The 21,273-nt window shown below is 56.0% G+C and carries 15 protein-coding genes and 1 pseudogene; 8 read left to right on the top strand and 8 right to left on the bottom strand.

Going from position 1 to position 21,273, the window contains the following annotated elements:
• Window positions 1-10 precede the first annotated feature (10 nt).
• From yidC to rpmH, 4 genes and pseudogenes are all read right to left on the bottom strand, one after another.
• Complete coding sequence (gene yidC / locus EC836_RS15320; RefSeq protein ID WP_123334594.1) at window positions 11-1,654, bottom strand: membrane protein insertase YidC; 1,644 nt, start codon at window positions 1,652-1,654, stop codon at window positions 11-13.
• Window positions 1,655-1,656: 2 nt separating this feature from the next.
• Window positions 1,657-1,915: pseudogene (gene yidD / locus EC836_RS15315) on the bottom strand (membrane protein insertion efficiency factor YidD).
• Window positions 1,879-2,238: a ribonuclease P protein component gene (gene rnpA / locus EC836_RS15310; protein ID WP_105595320.1), complete on the bottom strand. Its 360-nt coding sequence runs from the start codon at window positions 2,236-2,238 to the stop codon at window positions 1,879-1,881. The pseudogene yidD and the gene rnpA overlap by 37 nt, the downstream one beginning before the upstream one ends.
• A 17-nt stretch (window positions 2,239-2,255) precedes the next feature.
• Window positions 2,256-2,396, bottom strand: a complete 141-nt coding sequence (rpmH, locus tag EC836_RS15305; RefSeq protein WP_003023858.1) for a 50S ribosomal protein L34 — start codon at window positions 2,394-2,396, stop codon at window positions 2,256-2,258.
• Between the two features lie 638 nt (window positions 2,397-3,034).
• On the opposite strand from rpmH, the gene dnaA reads away from it, so the two are divergent.
• The 6 genes from dnaA to EC836_RS15270 all read left to right on the top strand — a co-directional run bounded on the left by dnaA (window position 3,035) and on the right by EC836_RS15270 (window position 11,578).
• Entirely contained in the window at window positions 3,035-4,426 is a 1,392-nt protein-coding gene (dnaA, locus tag EC836_RS15300) for a chromosomal replication initiator protein DnaA (protein WP_123334590.1), read from the top strand.
• 2 nt (window positions 4,427-4,428) lie between these two features.
• On the top strand, window positions 4,429-5,529 hold the full coding sequence (gene dnaN / locus EC836_RS15295; protein WP_123334588.1) for a DNA polymerase III subunit beta: 1,101 nt from the start codon (window positions 4,429-4,431) through the stop codon (window positions 5,527-5,529).
• Window positions 5,530-5,699: 170 nt separating this feature from the next.
• Window positions 5,700-6,785 carry a DNA replication/repair protein RecF gene (gene recF, locus EC836_RS15285; protein WP_123334584.1) on the top strand — a complete coding sequence of 362 codons (1,086 nt, stop codon included), beginning with the start codon at window positions 5,700-5,702 and terminating at the stop codon, window positions 6,783-6,785.
• Between the two features lie 17 nt (window positions 6,786-6,802).
• Complete coding sequence (gene gyrB / locus EC836_RS15280; RefSeq protein ID WP_123334582.1) at window positions 6,803-9,211, top strand: DNA topoisomerase (ATP-hydrolyzing) subunit B; 2,409 nt, start codon at window positions 6,803-6,805, stop codon at window positions 9,209-9,211.
• 279 nt (window positions 9,212-9,490) lie between these two features.
• Complete coding sequence (gene yidA / locus EC836_RS15275) at window positions 9,491-10,300, top strand: sugar-phosphatase (protein ID WP_123334580.1); 810 nt, start codon at window positions 9,491-9,493, stop codon at window positions 10,298-10,300.
• A gap of 12 nt (window positions 10,301-10,312) precedes the next feature.
• Window positions 10,313-11,578: a DUF3748 domain-containing protein gene (locus EC836_RS15270; protein WP_123334579.1), complete on the top strand. Its 1,266-nt coding sequence runs from the start codon at window positions 10,313-10,315 to the stop codon at window positions 11,576-11,578.
• Here EC836_RS15270 and EC836_RS15265 read toward each other — a convergent pair.
• Window positions 11,559-11,918, bottom strand: a complete 360-nt coding sequence (locus tag EC836_RS15265; protein WP_123334714.1) for a YceK/YidQ family lipoprotein — start codon at window positions 11,916-11,918, stop codon at window positions 11,559-11,561. The genes EC836_RS15270 and EC836_RS15265 overlap by 20 nt on opposite strands.
• 301 nt (window positions 11,919-12,219) lie before the next feature.
• Between EC836_RS15265 and ibpA the strand changes: the two genes are divergently transcribed.
• A complete protein-coding gene (gene ibpA, locus EC836_RS15260; RefSeq protein WP_123334577.1) occupies window positions 12,220-12,639 on the top strand; it encodes a small heat shock chaperone IbpA in 420 nt (139 codons plus the stop codon).
• A gap of 38 nt (window positions 12,640-12,677) precedes the next feature.
• On the opposite strand, the gene EC836_RS15255 is transcribed toward ibpA, so the two are convergent.
• Window positions 12,678-13,928, bottom strand: coding sequence for a valine--pyruvate transaminase (locus EC836_RS15255; protein WP_123334575.1), 1,251 nt, complete (start codon window positions 13,926-13,928; stop codon window positions 12,678-12,680).
• Window positions 13,929-14,291: 363 nt separating this feature from the next.
• Here EC836_RS15255 and EC836_RS15250 point away from each other — a divergent pair, with 363 nt between their 5' ends.
• The gene (locus EC836_RS15250) at window positions 14,292-15,500 is read left to right on the top strand and encodes an aldose 1-epimerase family protein (RefSeq protein ID WP_123334573.1); all 1,209 of its coding nucleotides are present in this window, start codon (window positions 14,292-14,294) and stop codon (window positions 15,498-15,500) included.
• A gap of 940 nt (window positions 15,501-16,440) precedes the next feature.
• On the opposite strand, the gene mgtA is transcribed toward EC836_RS15250, so the two are convergent.
• Window positions 16,441-19,152: a magnesium-translocating P-type ATPase gene (gene mgtA / locus EC836_RS15245; RefSeq protein ID WP_255416846.1), complete on the bottom strand. Its 2,712-nt coding sequence runs from the start codon at window positions 19,150-19,152 to the stop codon at window positions 16,441-16,443.
• A gap of 578 nt (window positions 19,153-19,730) precedes the next feature.
• Entirely contained in the window at window positions 19,731-21,254 is a 1,524-nt protein-coding gene (locus EC836_RS15240; protein WP_123334569.1) for a DUF2235 domain-containing protein, read from the bottom strand.
• Window positions 21,255-21,273 lie beyond the last annotated feature (19 nt).

The raw sequence follows: 21,273 nt of genomic DNA, 5'->3' as shown, positions 1-21,273 counted from the left end.
GTTTTTAACCTTACGCTTTCTTCTTGTCGCGGCTGTGCAGGCCACGTTTTTCCAGGCCGCGATAAATCAGCTGCTGCTGGATAATGGTCACCAGGTTACTGACGATGTAGTACAGCACCAGGCCTGAAGGGAACCACAGGAAGAACACGGTGAAGATCACCGGCATAAAGGTCATGATCTTCTGCTGCATCGGGTCGGTCACGGTGGTCGGCGACATCTTCTGGATGAAGAACATCGTGATACCCATCAGGATCGGCAGGATGTAGTACGGGTCCTGCGCGGCCAGATCGTGGATCCACAGTGCGAACGGCGCGTGACGCAGTTCAACGGAGCCCATCAGCATGTAGTACAGCGCCAGGAAGATTGGCATCTGGATAACCAGAGGCAGACAGCCGCCCAGCGGGTTCACTTTCTCAGACTTATACAGCGCCATCATTTCCTGACTCATGCGCTGTTTGTCATCGCCTAAACGCTCACGCATCGCCTGAATCTTAGGCTGCAGCATGCGCATTTTCGCCATGGAGGTGTACTGCGCTTTGGTCAGCGGGTACATGATGCCACGAACGATAAAGGTGATAACGATAATTGAGAAGCCCCAGTTACCGATAAAGCTGTGCAGGAATTTCAGCAGCTTAAACAGCGGCTGAGAAATAAACCACAGCCAGCCGTAGTCGACGGTCAGGTCCAGGTGTGGGGCAATCGCCGCCATTTTGTCCTGGATTTCCGGGCCAACCCACAGGGTCGCCTTCAGCTCCTGCTGAGAACCTGGCGCAACCGTCACCGGTGCAGATTTATAACCGATAGCCGCAACGCCGTTACCCAGGTTACTGGTGTACAGCGTGTTGCTGCCTGCGGTCTGTGGGACCCAGGCGGTAGCGAAGTACTGCTGCAGCATCGCCACCCAACCGTTGGTGGTGGTGGTGCTCAGGTTTTCGTTATCGCTGATCTTATCGAATTTGTACTTCTCGTAGTTGGTCTCACTGCTGGAGTAAGCCGCGCCACGGAAGGTGTGCAACGCAAAGTTGTTGCTGCCGGTATCACGATGCTTAGGCAGGTCGATAGTCTGTTTCAGCTGACCGAACATCGACACTTCCAGCGGCTGCTGGGTGGCGTTGTTGATCTGATAATCGACGCCAATGGCGTATTCACCGCGCTTCAGTACGAAGGTTTTGGTGTAAACGGCGCCATTTTCAGCGGTAAAGGTCAGCGGGATACGCAGTTCGCTCTGACCATCGGCCAGCTCGAAGCTATCCTGAGAAGCAGTATAAAGAGGACGACCGCCGTTTGCCGGGTTGTCCGGGCCGTTACGACCGGTCAGGCCGCTCTGCGCCTGATACAGGAATGCCGGGGTATTTTCCAGCAGCAGGAAAGGCTTATCAGAACCCAGTGAGTCCGGATAGGTCAGCAGTTGTGCCTGGTCAATATCACCACCGCGAGTATTAATGTTTAAAGACAGGACATCGGTCTTAACGGTGATCGTTTTACCCTGGCCGCTGGCAGGAACACCCTGGTTAGCGACATCACCCGCTGCTGTCGTGGTCTGTGTGGTCTGAGTCTGCAATGGCTGAGGATTATTATCCGTCTGCCACGCTTGCCAGATCATAAAAGACACGAACAGAAAAGCGATGAGAAAGAGATTGCGTTGCGAATCCATCGTTAATGTTCTCTGGTATCAATGGTTGTTTGGCGGTACCGGATCGTCGCCACCTGGGTTCAAAGGATGGCATTTTAATATGCGTCTCATCGTCAACCAACTCCCTTTTATCACACCAAACCTGCGCAATGCCTCAATTCCGTATTGCGAACAGGTAGGATGAAACCGGCAGTGAGGTCCTAATAACGGGCTGATTACGCGTTGGTACACGCGAATCAGCCCGATCAGGAACCGCGAGCCAGGCGACAATGGCGACGCCATAATTTCTCCAACGCTTCCGTCAAGGCCTTGTTATCAAGGTCAGCGACCCCTTTCTTCGCCACAATGACAAAATCCATTGCGGGAAGTTCATGTTGACGCAGGCGAAAGCTTTCTCGGGTCAATCGCTTGATCCGATTGCGTTCATGCGCGCGTTTAACATGTTTTTTTGCGACGGTCAGACCGATGCGGGGATGCCCCAGCGTGTTCAGGCGGCCGAGAATGGTGATTTGCGGCGTGCCAGCCCGTTGTGGCTGCTGGAAGACGAAAGTGAAATGAGTGGGAGTTAACAAACGTAACTCCCTGGGAAATGCGAGCTTAACCACTCAGCGGTTAGCTTTTATTACTTAGAAACGGTCAGACGAGAACGGCCTTTAGCACGACGACGTGCCAGAACCTGACGACCATTTTTATTTGCCATACGAGCACGGAAACCGTGTGAACGGTTACGCTTCAGTACGGACGGTTGAAAAGTGCGTTTCATGGCGATTTCTACCTAAACTTGAATAATTTCACTTGGTGACGCGTTAACTGGCCAGAAAAACCGACCGACGCCTCAGTGTATCTTTAATAAAGAGGCGGGATTGTAATAATTGTACAGTCCAGAGTCAATTTACTTCGCGTGAAAACCGCGCCCTGATTGCCCGTTTTGACCCGCAAAAACAGCCATAAGGGCCACGGCGCAGCACGCCGGGGCAAGAATTATACGGCCTCTGCCAAAAAGCGCAAGGATCGTGCAGGATCTCTTGGCGATCCCGTTACATTGTTTTTGCGGCAATAACGTGATGGCACCATTAAATTTCACTGAATGCAGACGATCCTGAATGTCTTTTGCGCAGGGTGGCGTAAACTAATCTGCGTTGTATGCGCCTGTGGATAAATTGGATCAAAACTGTGTAGAAAGTGAAGATCTCTGCGGCGGTTTACGCTATGATCCGCCGTTCCGCTAACGATCCTCCGGGTCGTCTTGCTAACCGCATGCTTCCAGGATGCCGGGTTAGAGTGGAGTAACCGTAGATAACGGTTCGCATGCGTCTCATCGGCATGCGTCAACAATGATGAAATTATCGCTTCAGCGCCCTTATTATTTCTTATCGAATTTTTTTTCGAGTGGAGTCCGCCGTGTCACTTACGCTTTGGCAACAGTGTCTTGCCCGTTTGCAGGATGAGCTACCTGCCACCGAATTCAGCATGTGGATACGCCCCTTGCAGGCCGAACTGAATGACAACACGCTGGCATTATACGCACCAAATCGGTTTGTACTCGACTGGGTTCGGGATAAGTACCTGAATAATATCAATGCACTGCTGAATGACTTCTGCGGGCCAAACGTTCCGCTGCTGCGATTTGAAGTCGGCAGCAAGCCGGTGGCGCAGCCCGTCAGCCAGCCGGTGATGGCCAGCGCACACGCGAGTGCGCCGGGTTTTGGCACCCGTGCGGCACCGGTTCGCCCAAGCTGGGACAACCTGCCTGCGCCGGCGGAGCTGTCGTACCGCTCGAACGTTAACACCAAGCACAACTTTGACAACTTCGTTGAGGGTAAATCTAACCAGCTGGCGCGCGCGGCGGCGCGTCAGGTGGCCGATAACCCGGGCGGCGCATACAACCCGCTGTTTCTGTATGGCGGTACGGGCCTCGGTAAAACGCACCTGCTGCATGCGGTAGGCAACGGCATTATGGCGCGTAAGCCGAATGCGAAAGTGGTGTATATGCACTCTGAGCGTTTCGTGCAGGACATGGTCAAAGCCTTACAAAATAACGCTATCGAAGAATTTAAACGCTATTACCGTTCGGTCGATGCACTGCTGATCGATGACATCCAGTTCTTTGCTAATAAAGAGCGTTCTCAGGAAGAGTTCTTCCATACCTTTAATGCGCTGCTGGAAGGCAATCAACAGATCATTTTGACCTCGGATCGCTATCCAAAAGAGATCAACGGGGTTGAGGATCGTCTTAAATCTCGCTTTGGCTGGGGCCTGACGGTGGCGATCGAACCGCCCGAGCTGGAAACCCGCGTGGCGATCCTGATGAAAAAAGCGGATGAGAATGACATTCGCCTGCCGGGCGAAGTGGCCTTCTTTATTGCTAAGCGCCTGCGCTCAAACGTGCGCGAGCTGGAAGGGGCGCTGAACCGCGTGATTGCCAACGCCAACTTTACCGGCCGGGCCATTACCATCGATTTCGTTCGCGAAGCGCTGCGCGATCTGCTGGCACTGCAGGAAAAGCTGGTCACTATCGACAACATCCAAAAGACGGTTGCCGAATACTATAAAATTAAAGTGGCCGATCTGCTGTCGAAGCGGCGTTCCCGCTCCGTAGCCCGCCCGCGCCAGATGGCGATGGCGATGGCCAAAGAGCTGACCAACCACAGTCTGCCGGAAATCGGCGACGCTTTCGGGGGTCGTGACCATACCACCGTGCTACATGCCTGCCGCAAAATCGAGCAGCTGCGTGAAGAAAGTCACGACATTAAAGAAGATTTCTCCAATCTAATCAGAACATTATCTTCCTGACTATGAAATTTATTGTAGAACGTGAGCGTTTACTTAAGCCATTACAGCAGGTCAGCAGCCCGTTAGGCGGCCGCCCTACTCTGCCGATCCTCGGTAACCTGCTGCTGCAGGTCGATGAAGGCACCCTGCGGCTGACCGGTACCGATTTAGAGATGGAAATGGTCGCGCGCGTGGCGCTGACTCAGGACCATCAGCCTGGCGCCACGACGGTTCCGGCGCGTAAATTCTTTGATATCTGCCGTGGCCTGCCCGAAGGCGCTGAAATCACCGTGATTCTGGAAGGTGACAGAATGCTGGTGCGCTCCGGCCGCAGCCGTTTCTCGCTTTCCACCCTGCCCGCCACCGATTTCCCGAATCTGGACGACTGGCAGATCGATGTGGAATTCACCCTGCCGCAGGCAACCATGAAGCGCCTGATCGAAGCCACGCAGTTCTCGATGGCGCATCAGGACGTGCGTTATTACCTGAACGGCATGCTGTTTGAAACCGAAGGCGAAGAGCTGCGCACCGTCGCTACCGACGGGCACCGCCTGGCTGTCTGCTCGATGCCGGTGGGGCAGTCTCTGCCCAACCATTCGGTGATCGTGCCGCGTAAAGGGGTGATTGAGCTGGTCCGCCTGCTCGACGGTGGCGATACGCCGCTGCAGGTGCAGATCGGCAGCAACAACATCCGCGCGCACGTCGGTGATTTCATCTTCACCTCCAAGCTGGTTGACGGCCGTTTCCCTGATTATCGCCGCGTATTGCCGAAAAACCCGGATAAAACCCTCGATGCAAGCTGCGATCTGCTGAAGCAGGCGTTTTCCCGTGCGGCGATCCTGTCCAATGAGAAGTTCCGCGGCGTGCGGCTGTATATCAGCGAAAATCAGCTGAAAATCACCGCCAACAACCCGGAGCAGGAAGAAGCGGAAGAAATTCTGGACGTGAGCTACGGCGGTACCGATCTCGAAATCGGCTTCAACGTCAGCTACGTGCTGGACGTGCTGAACGCACTGAAGTGTGAAAACGTGCGTCTGCTGCTGACCGATTCGGTTTCCAGCGTGCAGATTGAAGATGCAGCCAGCCAGAATGCGGCCTACGTTGTTATGCCGATGAGATTATAGAGAATATCGGCCTGGCTTACTTGCCATTCTGGTCCCGGGCAGTGCTCGCCCTTGGTCACATACTTCAGTATGCTCCCAGGTTCTGTGCGCTGGCCGTAACCAGACTGGCTGCGCCGCCGACGGCCTGGATCGCATATGTCAGGTAAAATCCCCTTCACGCTGGATTCGTTATGGCTTTAACCCGCCTTCTTATTAAAGATTTTCGCAATATTGAAAATGCGGATCTGACGCTGGCCCCGGGGTTTAACTTCCTTGTGGGGCCCAACGGCAGCGGCAAAACCAGCGTGCTGGAAGCGATCTATACCCTCGGCCACGGGCGCGCATTCCGCAGCCTGCAGGCCGGTCGGGTGATCCGCCATGACCAGGATGCCTTTGTGCTGCATGGCCGTATTGGCGGTGCCGAGCGCGAGATCTCGGTTGGCCTGACCAAAAATCGCGCCGGCGACAGCAAAGTCCGCATCGACGGCAGCGACGGGCATAAAGTGGCCGAGCTGGCGCAGCTGCTGCCGATGCAGCTGATTACGCCGGAGGGGTTTACCCTGCTGAACGGCGGGCCGAAATTTCGCCGCGCCTACATCGACTGGGGCTGCTTCCACAACGAGCCGGGCTTTTTTAACGCCTGGAACAATCTGCGCAGGCTGTTGAAGCAGCGCAATGCCGCGCTGCGTCAGGTGACGCGCTACCAGCAGATCCAGGCATGGGATCGCGAACTGGCCCCGCTGGCCGAGCAGATAAGCGCCTGGCGCGCGGCCTACAGCGAAGCCATCGCCGCCGATATCAATACAACCTGTGCACAGTTTTTACCCGAGTTCGAGCTTAGTTTCTCCTTCCAGCGCGGCTGGGATAAAGAGAGCGACTACGCGGAGCTGCTTGAACGCCAGTTCGAACGCGATCGCGCACTGACCTATACCGCCACCGGCCCGCATAAAGCGGATTTCCGCATCCGGGCCGAGGGCACACCGGTAGAAGATTTACTGTCTCGCGGCCAACTTAAGCTGCTGATGTGCGCCCTGAGGCTGGCGCAGGGTGAGTTTCTCACCCGACAGAGCGGGCGACGTTGCCTGTATCTGATAGATGATTTTGCCTCTGAGCTGGATGAGACGCGTCGACAGCTGCTGGCGTCGCGTCTGAAAGCCACTCAGGCCCAGGTTTTCGTTAGTGCCATTGGAACTGAGCATGTGTTCGATATGGCTGACGAAAAGGGCAAGATGTTCCACGTGGAACAGGGTAAAATAGCGGTTCAACCTGAAGATTAAATGAGCGAGAAACGTTGATGTCGAATTCTTATGACTCCTCAAGTATCAAAGTTCTGAAAGGACTTGATGCTGTACGCAAGCGCCCTGGTATGTATATCGGCGATACGGATGACGGTACCGGTCTGCATCACATGGTCTTCGAGGTCGTGGATAACGCTATTGACGAAGCACTCGCCGGCTACTGCTCCGATATTGTTGTTACCATTCATGCCGATAACTCGGTTTCCGTGCAGGATGATGGCCGTGGTATCCCTACCGGTATTCACCCGGAAGAAGGGGTTTCCGCTGCCGAAGTGATCATGACCGTTCTGCACGCAGGCGGTAAGTTTGATGACAACTCGTATAAAGTTTCCGGCGGTCTTCACGGCGTGGGTGTTTCGGTGGTTAACGCTCTGTCTGAAAAGCTGGAGCTGACGATCCGTCGCGAAGGCAAAGTCCACCAGCAGATTTATGTGCACGGCGTGCCGCAGGCTCCGCTGAGCGTGACCGGCGAGACTGAACTTACCGGTACCCGCGTGCGCTTCTGGCCAAGCCACCAGACTTTTACCAATGTCATTGATTTCGAATATGAAATCCTGGCGAAACGCCTGCGCGAGCTCTCCTTCCTGAACTCCGGCGTGTCGATCAGGCTGGAAGATAAGCGTGACGATAAGAAAGATCACTACCATTACGACGGCGGCATCAAGGCGTTTGTCGAGTATCTGAACAAGAATAAAACCCCTATCCATCCAAATGTGTTCTATTTCTCTACCGAAAAAGACGGCATTGGCGTGGAAGTGGCGCTGCAGTGGAACGACGGCTTCCAGGAAAACATTTACTGCTTCACCAACAACATTCCTCAGCGCGACGGCGGTACGCACCTGGCCGGTTTCCGTGCGGCGATGACCCGTACGCTGAACGCCTACATGGACAAAGAAGGCTACAGCAAGAAAGCCAAAGTCAGCGCCACCGGTGACGATGCGCGTGAAGGCCTGATTGCCGTGGTGTCGGTGAAAGTGCCGGATCCTAAGTTCTCCTCGCAGACCAAAGACAAGCTGGTCTCCTCCGAGGTGAAAACGGCGGTTGAGCAGCAGATGAACGAACTGCTGAGCGATTACCTGCAGGAAAACCCGAGCGATGCGAAAATCGTCGTCGGTAAAATTATCGATGCCGCCCGTGCGCGTGAAGCCGCACGCCGTGCCCGCGAGATGACCCGTCGTAAAGGCGCGCTGGACCTGGCGGGCCTGCCGGGCAAGCTCGCCGACTGTCAGGAGCGCGACCCGGCGCTGTCTGAAATCTACCTGGTGGAGGGTGATTCTGCAGGCGGTTCAGCCAAGCAGGGTCGTAACCGTAAAAACCAGGCGATTCTGCCGCTGAAGGGTAAAATCCTTAACGTAGAAAAGGCGCGCTTCGACAAGATGCTCGCTTCGCAGGAAGTCGCGACGCTGATCACCGCGCTGGGCTGCGGCATTGGCCGTGACGAATACAACCCGGACAAACTGCGCTATCACAGCATCATCATCATGACCGATGCCGATGTCGATGGTTCGCATATCCGTACCCTGCTGCTGACCTTCTTCTACCGTCAGATGCCGGAAATCATCGAGCGCGGCCACGTGTATATCGCGCAGCCGCCGCTGTACAAGGTGAAAAAAGGCAAACAGGAACAGTACATCAAAGACGATGAGGCAATGGACCAGTACCAGATCGCTATCGCCCTTGATGGTGCCACGCTGCACACCAATGCCAGCGCCCCTGCGCTGGCCGGTGAGCCGCTGGAGTCACTGGTGGCTGAATTCAACAGCACGCGCAAAATGATCAAACGTATGGAGCGCCGCTATCCGGTGTCGCTGCTGAATGCGCTGATCTACAACCCAACGCTGAGCGATCTGTCTGCGGAAGCTGCGGTGCAAAGCTGGCTGGACACCCTGGTAGGCTGGTTGAACGAGAAAGAGCAGCACGGCAGCAGCTATGCCGGTGTGGTGCGTGAAAACCGTGAACTGCACATCTTTGAGCCGGTGCTTCGCATCCGCACCCACGGTGTGGATACCGACTATCCGCTGGATACGGAGTTTATGCTGGGCGCGGAATACCGCAAAATCTGTACGCTGGGTGAAAAACTTCGCGGCCTGATTGAAGAGGATGCCTACATTGAGCGCGGCGAACGCCGTCAGCCGATTGCCAGCTTCGAGCAGGCGATCGACTGGCTGGTGAAAGAGTCACGTCGTGGCCTGTCCGTTCAGCGCTACAAAGGTCTGGGTGAGATGAACCCGGATCAGCTGTGGGAAACCACCATGGATCCCGATAGCCGTCGCATGCTGCGCGTGACGGTGAAAGATGCGATTGCGGCCGATCAGCTGTTCACTACCCTGATGGGTGATGCGGTTGAGCCACGTCGTGCCTTTATCGAAGAAAACGCCCTGCGGGCGGCAAACATCGATATCTAAGACCCGATACAGGGGCGGCTTGTTTCAGGCCGCCCCTGAATTATCCTTTCTGCCTCTGCCTCTGCCTCTGCCTCTGCCTCTGCCTCTGCCTCTGCCTCTGCCTCTGCCTCTGCCTTTATTTCTGCCTTAATTCTGTCTCGGCTATTTCAGTTAATCCCCTGCACCATGAATCGCATTGCCACTTTTAGCGAATGCGGACTGGCAAACTGTCTAACCCGCTGGTGATCGCCCGCTGAATCGCGCTAGCATGGAGGAAAACATGAAGCTAAGGAGTGTGGCATGGCGATTAAATTAATAGCGATTGATATCGATGGGACGCTGCTTAACCCGCAGCATGAAGTGACCCCACGCGTAAAGGCGGCGATTGAAGCGGCACGCGATAAAGGTGTGGCGGTGGTGCTGGCAACCGGGCGGCCGTTCCTCGGCGTACAGCGCTACCTGCGCGAGCTGGGCCTGGAGAAAGAAGGCCAGTACTGCATCACCAACAACGGCGCGCTGGTGCAGAAAGCAAATGATGCCAGCTGCGTGGCCGAAGTGCCGGTGACCTTCGAAGACTATCTTTATTACGAGCAGATGTCCCGCGAGCTGGGCGTTAACTTCCAGGCGCTTACCCAGAGCCATCTTTATACCGCCAACAAAGATATCAGCCGCTACACCATCCACGAAGTGGGCCTGACCGGCATGCCGCTGCGCTACCGTACCGTTGAGGAAATGGACCCAACGCTTATCTTCCCGAAAATTATGATGATCGATGAGCCTGAGCGGCTGGACGCGGCCATCGCCCGCATTCCTGCTGAAGCTTACGAACGGAATACCATCATGAAAAGCGCCCCGTTCTTCCTGGAAATCCTCAATAAAGAGGTGAACAAAGGCGCCGGCGTTAAGCTGCTGGCGGAACGTCTTGGCCTGCAGCGCGACGAGCTGATGGCGCTGGGCGATCAGGAAAATGACCTGGCGATGCTGGAATTTGTCGGTACGGGCGTGGCGATGGGCAATGCGATTCCGGTGGTGAAAGAGGTCGCCCAGTTTGTGACGACATCCAATCGTGAAGACGGTGTCGCCGTGGCGATTGAGAAATTTGTTCTGTAAAAGGACTGCCCGATGAGTGAACAACAGATCACCTTCGCCCCCCGACATCATCAGCTGACCAACATTAACGTCTGGACCGCCGACAGCCAGTGGCTGGTCTATGACGTGCGCCCTTCCGGGGCGTCTTTTACCGGCCTGACTATTGAGCGGGTCAACGTCAGCAGCGGCGCGGTAGAGGTGCTGTATCAGGCGCGGGACGGTGCGCATGTTGGCGTGGTAACCGCCAGTCCGGATCTTCCGCCGCGCTATGTGTGTATCCACGGGCCGGAGCATCCTGACAGCCTGTGGAAATATGATTTTCACCACCGGCGCGGAGTGATTATTCAGCACGGCGTGGCTGAGAATCTGGACGCCTGCGATATTACGCCGCCCTTCACGCCGGGCGCGCTGCGCGGCGGTTCCCACGTTCATGTCTTCAGTCCGGACGGCAGTCGCTTAAGTTTTACCTACAACGATCATGTGATGCATGAGTGGGACAAAACTCAAGATTTACGCAATGTTGGCGTTGCCGTACCGCTGCATGCGGTGTGCCCGCCCAAAAGCCATCCGCGCGAATACGACGGCAGCCACTACTGCGTGCTGGTCAGTCAGACAACCGCAGCACCGCAGCCAGGCAGCGATGAGATCAATCGCGCTTACGAAGAGGGCTGGATTGGCACCCGGGGCTATCGGCGTGGCGCGCAGCGTCAGCGCTGGGCGCTGGCCTTTATCGGCGATACGCTGGCGACAAACGGCGAGAAGGTGGCGGAAGTTTTCGTGGTCGATCTGCCGGAGGACAATGCCGATTTTGCCGTTGCGGGCGTTTCTCCGCTGGAAGGTACGGCGACGCGGCTCCCTGCTCCACCTAAGAGTGTGCAGCAGCGGCGCATCACCTTTACCCATCAGCGGCGTTATCCAGGTCTGAGCAGCATGCCGCGGCACTGGCTGCGCAGCGCTCCGGACGGCAGTGCCATTGCCTTCCTGATGAAGGATGATAACGCGGTGGTTCAGCTGTGGACGGTGTCTCCGCTAGGCGGCGAACCGCGTCAGGTTACCCGGTCGGAGAGCGACATTCAGTCCGCCTTCAGCTGGCATCCTGACGGCGGCAGCCTGGCGTTTATCTGCGACAACAGCGTGACCCTCTGTACCCTGGAGACGGGAAAACTGCGCCGCATTACCCCACGCAGTGAAACCGCCCCCTCAGCGGATGCGGTGGTCTTTTCCCCCGATGGCCAGCACGTGGCCTACCTGCGCAGCCGTGACGGCTATCAGCAGATTTTTATGGCGTCGGTGAATTAGCGGCCATCGGCGCCGCCTGCGACAGTCCGTCGGCGGTCCGGTTTTGCTGCTCGCTACGGCGTACGCGCTCGCGTGGCGAGTCTGTATCATCGGTGCGATAGTAATCCCACGGCAGCAGCAGCGTATCCATCACCGCCGAGAACGGTAAATCAATCGCCGCCAGCGGTTTCATCGCCCAGCTGCTGTTTTCATCGGTCAGCACGCTGGCGCTGGCGCGCGTGCCTGGATAATAGCCCTGACTGGGGCCGGTATGGGTCATAACGCTTGAGCAGCCGCTGGTTGCGCCAAGTGAGGCGCAGGTGAGTAATCCTGCAGCGGTATACTTCTTTAATGCCTTCATCATTTACTATCCCTTCAGTCGTTGCAGCCTGCTGAGATCTGTCGTCAAACGCGGAAAAATCCCGGCCCACTCTACGGTGGCTGGCACTAAGGCCGACGAACTCATCCCTGAGTGTATGACATTCAGTGCGATCGGGTTAAAAAAATCACAATTTACCCTTGAAAGCGCCACTGCTGTCACCATTTTACTACTACGGTCAGTAAGGTGCCTGTGCCGACAGGGCAGCACCTACTGCGCCAGCGACTCGTCCATTGTGGAGAGTCGATATCCTAATAACTCGCTGAATATCAGGAGCTTAATAATGCGTAATTTCGACCTTGCCCCACTGTATCGTTCATCCATTGGCTTTGACCGTCTGATCAACCTGCTGGAATCTAATCAGGGCCAGGGGAACAACGGCGGCTACCCACCGTACAACGTGGAGCTGGTGGCTGAAAACCATTATCGTATTACAATTGCCGTGGCCGGTTTTGCAGAAAGCGAACTGGAAATTACCTCCCACGACAATTTGCTGACCGTTCGCGGCTCGCATCCTGAAGATCAGGAGCAGCGCACCTATCTGTATCAGGGCATCGCGGAACGTAACTTTGAGCGTAAATTCCAGCTGGCAGAGCACGTCCACGTACGCGATGCTCGCCTGGAAAATGGTCTGCTGTACATCGACCTGGAACGCGTGGTGCCGGAAGCCAATAAGCCGCGCCGCATTGAAATCCTGAAATAATGTTTATGCAGGGGCCGCCGCTAAGCGGCCCCTGTTGTTTATCCTTCGCTTCGTGCCCGCTCTAACTCTTCTGCCAGAATCGCCACACCCCGTTCGATCACTTCACTGTCCGGAACATAGTTCATGCGCATGCACTGATGCGTATGCGGCCACTCTGCCTCCAGTCCCGGGAAGAAGAAATGCCCCGGCACCATCAGCACGCCGCGCTGCTTCAGCCGCTGGTAGAGAATTTCCGTGGAAACCGGCAGGTCCTTAAACCACAGCCAGAGGAAAATCGCGCCTTCTGGTTTGTGGATCAGGCAGCGATCTTCCGGCAGATAGCGGCGAATAACCGCAATCGTCTGTTTAACGCGTTCCTGATAAAACGGCTTGATCACCTCTTCCGACAGCCGTAGCAGATCGCCACGCTGGATCATTTCATGGGCGATGGCCGGGCCGATACTGCCGGGAGCGAGGCTGATGATGCCGTTCATATTGCTGATGGCCGAAATCACCTTTTCATCGGCGATGATGATGCCGCAGCGTGAGCCGGGCAGCCCCAGCTTGGACAGGCTCATGCACAGAATGATGTTCGGATTCCACAGCGGGCGCGCCTCGCTAAAAATAATGCCCGGGAAGGGAACGCCGTAAGCATTATCAATCAGCAGAGGAATCTCGTGCTGCTGCGCCAGCGCGTCCAGCTTCAGCAGTTCATCATCGGTGATGACGTTGCCGGTGGGGTTGGTTGGTCGGGAGACGCAGATCAGGCCGGTATCTTCGCCGATATGCAGATGCTCAAAGTCCACGTGATACTTGAACTGGCCTTCCGGCAGCATTTCGATATTCGGTCGGGTGGAGACAAACAGATCTTCATCCAGCCCGGCATCGGCATAGCCAAGATATTCTGGAGCCAGCGGGAAAAGTACGCGCTTTTTCTGACCGTCAGCGCGATGCCCGGCATACAGGTTAAACAGGTAGAAAAAGGCGCTCTGGCTGCCGTTGGTCAGGGCAATATTCTTCGGCGAAATCTGCCAGCCCTGCTCTTTACTCAGCAGCTCCGCCAGGGAGTTCAGCAGCGTGCTTTTACCCTGCGGGCCGTCGTAGTTGCAAAGCGCATCCGTCAGCTTGCCTTCGTCGTGCATCTGCTGCAAAAGCTGATGGAAATAGTCATTCATTGCGGGGATCTGCGCCGGATTACCGCCGCCTAACATCACCGTACCCGGCGTGCGTAAACCCTCACCCATATCTTCCATCAGGCGCGTAATGCCCGAGTGGCGCGTAAATTTGTCACCGAAAGCCGAGAAGCTCATACCCTGTTAATCACTTGTTATTCACTGAGGGTGACCACCTTAACGCTGGCTCCGGTGTGATGCAATCTTCGTGCACCCGGGAACGCACGCGAGTGGGATAGCCTGCCTGGCAATCATGATTTTTCACTGGTCCTGATAAAAATAGCTGAATCGTTAAGTCTGCGGTGATGGGTAATCTGCTCTGTATCTCATTAAAAATGAGAAACCGATCGTTATATGCATTTTTTAGTGAGTAATAGCACGTTTATCAGACTAAAAATGGCCAAAAGTTCATCCGGTGATGACTGTCACATTTTTATCCCGTGCTGATTTGTAGTCTTGATGCCGTTAAAGCTAAATCAATTCAGCAAAAGGGATAGTGTGATGAAAAAAAGACTTCTGGCAGGGTTAATTACGGCATTCATTTGTGGTCAGGCATCGGCGCAAAGCTGGCTGCTGACGGATGCTGAAACCAGTGTGGAAAAGGGAAACTGGCAGGTAAACAGCCAGCAGCTGAAGCTTTCCGGTGAGAACTTCAGCATTCAGCAAAAGGTTCTGCACGGTGGTAAGCAGGAAGGCTCGAAAGTGCTGACCATCACCAGTAAAAACGGCCTGACCATCGCCCTTAGCCCAACGCGAGGCATGGATCTGCTGCATGTTAACGGCCACGGCGTGCGACTTGGCTGGGATTCTCCGGTCGATGAGGTCGTCAATCCGGCTTACATCAATCTGGAAAGCCGCAATGGCCTTGGCTGGCTGGAAGGTTTTAACGAAATGATGGTGCGCTGCGGCTTTGAGTGGACCGGCCATCCGGTGACCAAAGACGGCGTGATTTACACGCTGCACGGCAAAGCGGGCAATACCCCAGCGTCGAAAGTGGAAGTCATCGTCGATGAAAAAGCGCCGCATGAAATCCGTATTCGCGGCCTGCTGAAAGAAACCACCTTCAAAAAAGCGAAGCTCGAAACCTGGACCGAGCTGCGCTACGTGCCTGGCTCTGACTCCTTTACCGTGCACGATGTGCTGACCAACCACGCGGACTATCCGCACGATTACCAGATTATCTATCACAGCAACTTCGGTACGCCGATCCTTGAAAAAGACGCGCGCTTTATCGCGCCGCTGAAGTCGGTTTCACCATTTAACGATTACGCGAAGAAAGGCCTGAACGACTGGAATGTTTACGGCGCGCCGACTAAAGATTTCGACGAGATGGTGTTTAACCTCACGCCGAAAGCCGATGAAAACGGTAAAACTGTGGCCGCGGTGATCAACAGCAAGGGCGACAAAGGCGCATCAATTGAGTTCGATATCAAACAGCTGCCGCTGCTGACCATGTGGAAAAATACCGATACGCAGAAGCAGGGTTACGTGACCGGGATTGAGCCAGGCACGAACTATGCCTACCCGGTGACCATTGAGAAAGAACAGGGTCGCGTTAAGCAGCTCCAGCCGGGGAAGAGCACCGAGTTTACGCTGACTTATTCCCTGCTGAAGGATGCCAGCGCGGTGCAGCAGGTTGAGCAACGGGTGCAGAAAATCCAGGGTAATGAAACCGTGGCGGTTAGTGAGACACCGATTGCGAAGGAGTAATCCTTTCTAAAGCGTTATGGGGCAGGTCGCGGTGGGATCTGCGAAAAGGGGCGACCGTTACGGGCAGAACGCCGGGTCGCCGTGAACCCGGTCCCTGGGGGCTTGGCTGCGGCATCCCTGCCGCAGACACCCGGCTAACCTGTCCCGTAACGGTTCCCCTTTCAATTCATTGCGTTGCGGCCAGATAACGATCGTTAATCTGGTCGTTCAGAGATTATTCGCGGCAGGGGCTGTGAGCGGGGTGACCTTTACGGGGCAGGTCGCGGTGGGATCTGCGAAACGGGGCGACCGTTACGGGCAGAACGCCGGGTCGCCGTGAACCCGGTCCCTGGGGGCTTGGCTGCCGCATCCCTGCGGCAGACACCCGGCTTATCTGCCCCGTAACGTTCACCTTTCAAGCGAATTGATCGCTGCTTCCTCGTCACGTACACCGTTCAGGCTTTGGTGTTACTGCTTTCTCGTCACGTTTACCGTTAAGACTTTAAAGTGGTGCCGCAGCTTCTCATTGCATTCGCTTCGTCGCTTTAGAGTTCAGCACTCACTTTCTCTAATCTATGGACTTCCTTCTATCAGCCCATTTTATTGCGAGTGACCCCTGAGCAATTTCAATCCGGTAAACAAGAGTGTGAAGCCGGAAGAGACGGATTTTAAAAACAGCAACACCTTAGTTTACGGGCAATCGGGGATGGACGGGTTAACGGACCGTCCGAGCACAGGGAGGTGCGAGGCCGAGCGAACATGGACGTGGCAGCGGGTCCGTGTTCCGGATAGCCCCGATAAGCCAGTCACTTAAACGTGCAGCAACCCGAACCCACCCGCAACCCGTTTCCCCACCCCCTATTCGCTAAATATCATCAGTATCGCCCCGGAAAAAATCACCACCCCGACAAAAAACAACACGATCGCTATCGCTGAATTATCCTTCTTCATCTTATCCCCCTCAGAACCACTGGCCGAAACGGCGGATATAAAGACGCTTCATGCCCTGTGCAACCAGGCAGTAGCCGAGCAGCGTTGCCAGCAGCCACGGGAAGTAGCTCCACGGCAGCGGCACCAGCCCGACGGCGTGGCCCAGCGGCGAGAACGGGATTAGAATTCCGGCAATCATCACCAGCCCGGTTGCCAGCATCACCGGCAGCGCGGCGCGGCTCTGAATAAACGGAATCTTGCGGGTGCGCAGCATATGCACCACCAGCGTCTGCGACAGCAATCCTTCCACAAACCAGCCGGACTGGAACAGCGCCTGGCTTTCCACGCTGTTGGCGGCGAATACCGTCCACATCAGCCAGAAGGTGGTGATATCGAAAATGGACGATGTGGGGCCAATCCACAGCATAAAGCGCCCGATGTTCTTCGCATCCCAGCGGCGCGGTTTGCGCAGAAACTCTTTGTCCATTTTGTCCCACGGCAGCGCCAGCTGGGACAGGTCATACATCAGGTTTTGCAACAGCAGATGGATCGCCATCATCGGTAAAAACGGAATAAACGCGCTGGCCACCAGCACCGAAAAGACGTTGCCGAAGTTAGAGCTGGCGGTCATGTTCAGATACTTGATTATATTGCCGAAGGTTTCGCGCCCGGTCATCACGCCCTGCTCCAGCACCAGCAGGCTTTTTTCCAGCAGGATGATATCCGCGGATTCTTTAGCGATATCCGTAGCGCTATCAACGGAGATGCCAATGTCCGCCGCGCGCAGCGCCGGTGCATCGTTAATGCCGTCGCCGAGGAAGCCGACCGTATGTCCGTTGTGCTGCAATGCCTGCAACACGCGGGTTTTTTGCTGCGGCGTCAGGCGGCAGAACAGCGTGCGCTGCTCAACCAGCAGGCGGAGTTCGTCGTCACTAAGCTGCGCGATTGCACTGCCGCACAGCGGTTCACCCGGCTCCAGGCCCACGTCGCGGCACACTTTGGCGGTAATAATCGCGTTGTCGCCGGTCAGGACTTTTACCGTGACGCCGTTTTCATGCAGGGCCGCTATCGCCTCTGCCGCGCTCTCCTTCGGCGGATCGAGGAAGGTCAGCACGCCGCTGATAATCAGTTCACGCTCGTCATGAATGCTCAGCGGCAGCGAGAGCGGGCTGGCCTCGAGATCCCGCCAGCCCACAACCAGCACGCGGAATCCCTGCTGGTTGTAGCTCTCTGCCTGCTCACGCAGACGCTGACGCGCGGCATCATCCAGTGGGCGGATCTCATCGCCATCGCGCCAGAAGCGGGAAACCGCCAGCATTTCGTCCACCGCCCCTTTGCAGACCAGCATCTGCTGCTGGTTCTGGTCCGCCAGCAGAATTGACAGACGGCGGCGCTCAAAGTCAAAAGGCAGTTCGTCAATTTTGCGATAACGCCACAGATCGTTGACCGCCATATTGCCCTGGCTGAAGGCCAGTACGGCTTTATCCATCAGATTCTTCACGCCGGTCTGATGGCGGCTGTTCAGCCAGGCCAGCTGCAGTACGCGTTCGTCGCTGCGGTCGTGCAAATCTAGGTGGTGAGACAGAATGATGCGATCCTGAGTCAGCGTGCCGGTTTTATCGCTGCACAGCACGTCCATCGCGCCGAAGTTCTGAATGGCATTGAGCCTTTTCACCACCACTTTCCGCCGCGACAGGGCAATCGCACCCTTCGCGAGGTTGGAGCTGACGATCATCGGCAGCATTTCCGGGGTCAGCCCCACCGCGACCGCCAGCGCAAACAGTAGCGCATCGCTCCAGTCGCCTTTGCTGTAGCCGTTGAGCAGCAGAACGATCGGCACCATCACCAGCATAAAGCGGATCAGCAGCCAGCTGACGCTGTTCACGCCGCGATCGAACGCCGTCTGCGGGCGCTTACCCAGCAGTGAGGTGGCCAGTGAGCCGAACCAGGTGTGGCCACCGGTTGCCACCACCACTGCCGTCGCGCTGCCGCTGGCAACGCTGGTGCCCATCAGGCAGATACCCGGCAGGCTGAGCAGCTCCTGTTCGCTGACTGGCCCGGCAACATTTGGGCTGCTTTGCGTGTCATATTTTTCGATCGGCAGCGCTTCACCGCTCAGGGCTGCCTGGCTGACAAACAGATCGCGCGAGGCCAGCAGACGCACGTCCGCCGGGATCATATCCCCCGCCGACAGCCGCACGATATCGCCCGGCACGACCTGCTGCAGCGGGATTTCCATCTCCATCGCTTCACTGTGCGTGTGGCTGCGGCGTATGACCGTGGCGGTAGTACGCACCAGTGATTTCAGCGCTTCCGCCGCTTTGTTGGTGCGATATTCCTGCCAGAAACGCAGTAAACCGCTCAGGCTGACCATGATCATGACGATAATCACGCCGGTCAGATCGGTCTCCTCACCGCGCTTCAACGGCAGCAGGTAATCGGTAACAAAACTGATGGCCGCCAGTGCGGTCAGCACCCAGATAAACGGGTTATTAAACGCCTGAAGCAGCTGTACCGCGGCCGCCGGTGCTTTTTCGCTGGCGACCTGGTTGGTGCCGTAGTGTTCCAGGCGCTCAGCGGCATCTTCAAAAGTCAGCCCGTGGCGTTGAGTATTCAGCTGAGCGAGGGTGTGTTCCTGGCTCCGTGTGGCTGCGCTGGCGATCGCCAGTTCGCGCGCCTTTTTCAGGTTAGCGTGATGCATTTTCATCTGCCTGCTCCTTGAATGAAGTTTTTTTACGCGCAGGAGAACGGCTCCTGCAAACGAGGTTTTTTCAGTAAATTCAGGGAAGGAGGCGTGGCAGGCAGACGGAAAGGACGTGAAACGTTAGTGCGTTATCCTCCCGGGTTCATCCTGCCATCGCCTCTCTCGTGACGGAGGTTCTTTCATCGTGTGCTCCTTAGTGATGCTGGCGCGCAGCAAAAATCGCCCGACAGCAGAGGGATGCTCTGATGCCCGGCCATGCAGCAGCGCCGCTGGCGAAGACCAGATCGAATGAAATTGATTTACGGGATGAAACAGCTCGGAAGAGAGTTGCAGCATGGCCCGCCGTTTTTTACGGCAGGCACACAATAAACGGAGTGGACCTGCCTTCAGTAATGTTCAGGTAAAGGGTGACTGTCCAATGAAATGCAGGCTCCGTTAGTAATTTGCCGAGATTCTAATCGCCGGGCTACGCAATGTAAACCCGGAGATTAATGACGGGAAGTAATAAATATTATAAAAATAAGTAGTTGATTTTAATGCAAAAACTTCCAATCGCTGTTAAAAATGTCGAGAATCCTTTCCTAAACTGTTTATCAACGGATGTGCAAAACGTCCGTTTACGGCTTCGCTAAGGGGTAAATCGTCCGCGTCCAGCCCTCGTCCGGACGATCGGGATAGCTGAGAAACGTTTCTCGCCTGACCGACTTTGAAACGGTGGTCAGCCAGTTACCATCGCGCCAGACAAACGCTTCCTGCACCGCACTCCAGCTGGCTGAAAAATGCAGGTAGCGGCCGGCAATGTGCAGATCGTCCTGGCTGAAGGGCTGTGGCGTATTGCCGCTGCGCAGCCGTCTCCCCTGTTCGCGGGCAAAGTCGCACAGCGGCGCCAGTTCCGGTGGCAGGCTGAACTCAGGGCTGCCCTCATCGATTTTCGCCAGCATCACGCCGGCCTCCTGCGCGGCGTCCACCATCACCCGCAGCGCAATCTTCGCCCAGTCGTTGTTCAGGCTACGGCGAAATACCACTGCTGCCCCGACGCGTTTGCGTGCAAGCCCTTCCTGGCTGGGCGGCAGCCAGTCGTCATGCCAGCTCTCAACCTTCAGCTCACCACTGTTCAGCAGTGGTTCCAGGGCCGGATTGTTCTGCAGAACTCGCCTCTGTTCATGGGCCTGGCGTACGATCTCCGTCATTTCGTCCGGGGTATCGTCGGACGCGTAGGTGAACTGCGGCTGGCTGAGGAACAGATATTCGTCTTCCTGCGGATTGTAGCCGCCGCCGATATCCGAGTGCGCGCCGGGCAGAACCAGTTCGGGATAATCGGGGGCAACGCTTTGCAGGCAGAAGTTATAGCGATACTCGTGTGCTGCGGCAATTTGAAAGACCCGGCGCGCAATGCCAGATGGTAATGACAGATGCAGGCCGCTGCCGTGCGGGGAGTGGGGATCGAATCTGTTGGTCATATTCGCAATGCCCGCCACGCCGTCGAACAGTCCGAGAAAGCGGGTGCCGATCGTCGGCATATCGCGATAGGTTGCTTCCTGAAATCCCTCTGCAATCGCGGCTGCCAGCGCGGGGTCTTGCGCGAAAAGACGATTAGCAAAGTGGCGTGCTGCCGCTGCGCCGCGGCTGAAGCCGAAAAGGTCGAATGCCAGCCGGGTAATCTGCCCTTCACCATTCATCTGACGGATAACCTGCCGTAGGATTGCGGGCAGCGCGGCAATCGCCTCGTCCGTTTTGGCAATAATGCCACTCTTTCCTTCGCCGATGGCAAAACCGCTAATACTGTCCGCCTGGCCGGAATGCGTGCCAACGCCGCTGATATATAATCCCCGCTGGAATGGATTCCAGTTCCCCTCTTCCGCACGATAAAGCGTGAACAGCCGGTAAATATTGGTGTAATGCTTATCGTAACTACAGCGGGAAATATCGCCGGGCCTGGCCGCGTCAGCGCTGTCCGAAAGACGATCGCGTCCTTTTTCACCTGAACAGCACATTTCAAGACGTTTCAGTGTGTTATTGGCGTTGTTGCCGCTGCCGTCAAAAAAAATTCCAATCGATAGTACCCTGTTACGGGAGATATCGCCGCTGGCGGAATTATTCTCAAATAGGACGGTTTTATCACTGTGAGTCATTGTATCCATAATAACCTTTCCCTGGTGA

Origin of the sequence: Erwinia sp. JUb26 (genome assembly GCF_003751505.1) — a bacterium.
Lineage (GTDB): Bacteria > Pseudomonadota > Gammaproteobacteria > Enterobacterales > Enterobacteriaceae > Erwinia.
The sequence above is the reverse complement of the archived record's forward strand: the minus strand, read 5'-3'. Positions and strand labels throughout refer to the sequence as shown.

Bases quoted from the DNA above. Each gene is read 5' to 3' on its own strand.
- EC836_RS15265 (WP_123334714.1), bottom strand. From the start codon at position 11,918: ATGAAGGCATTAAAGAAGTATACCGCTGCAGGATTACTCACCTGCGCC.
- rpmH (WP_003023858.1), bottom strand. From the start codon at position 2,396: ATGAAACGCACTTTTCAACCGTCCGTACTGAAGCGTAACCGTTCACAC.
- EC836_RS15270 (WP_123334579.1), top strand. From the start codon at position 10,313: ATGAGTGAACAACAGATCACCTTCGCCCCCCGACATCATCAGCTGACC.
- gyrB (WP_123334582.1), top strand. From the start codon at position 6,803: ATGTCGAATTCTTATGACTCCTCAAGTATCAAAGTTCTGAAAGGACTT.
- EC836_RS15255 (WP_123334575.1), bottom strand. From the start codon at position 13,928: ATGAGCTTCTCGGCTTTCGGTGACAAATTTACGCGCCACTCGGGCATT.
- yidC (WP_123334594.1), bottom strand. From the start codon at position 1,654: ATGGATTCGCAACGCAATCTCTTTCTCATCGCTTTTCTGTTCGTGTCT.
- yidA (WP_123334580.1), top strand. From the start codon at position 9,491: ATGGCGATTAAATTAATAGCGATTGATATCGATGGGACGCTGCTTAAC.
- EC836_RS15250 (WP_123334573.1), top strand. From the start codon at position 14,292: ATGAAAAAAAGACTTCTGGCAGGGTTAATTACGGCATTCATTTGTGGT.
- dnaN (WP_123334588.1), top strand. From the start codon at position 4,429: ATGAAATTTATTGTAGAACGTGAGCGTTTACTTAAGCCATTACAGCAG.
- EC836_RS15240 (WP_123334569.1), bottom strand. From the start codon at position 21,254: ATGGATACAATGACTCACAGTGATAAAACCGTCCTATTTGAGAATAAT.
- ibpA (WP_123334577.1), top strand. From the start codon at position 12,220: ATGCGTAATTTCGACCTTGCCCCACTGTATCGTTCATCCATTGGCTTT.
- recF (WP_123334584.1), top strand. From the start codon at position 5,700: ATGGCTTTAACCCGCCTTCTTATTAAAGATTTTCGCAATATTGAAAAT.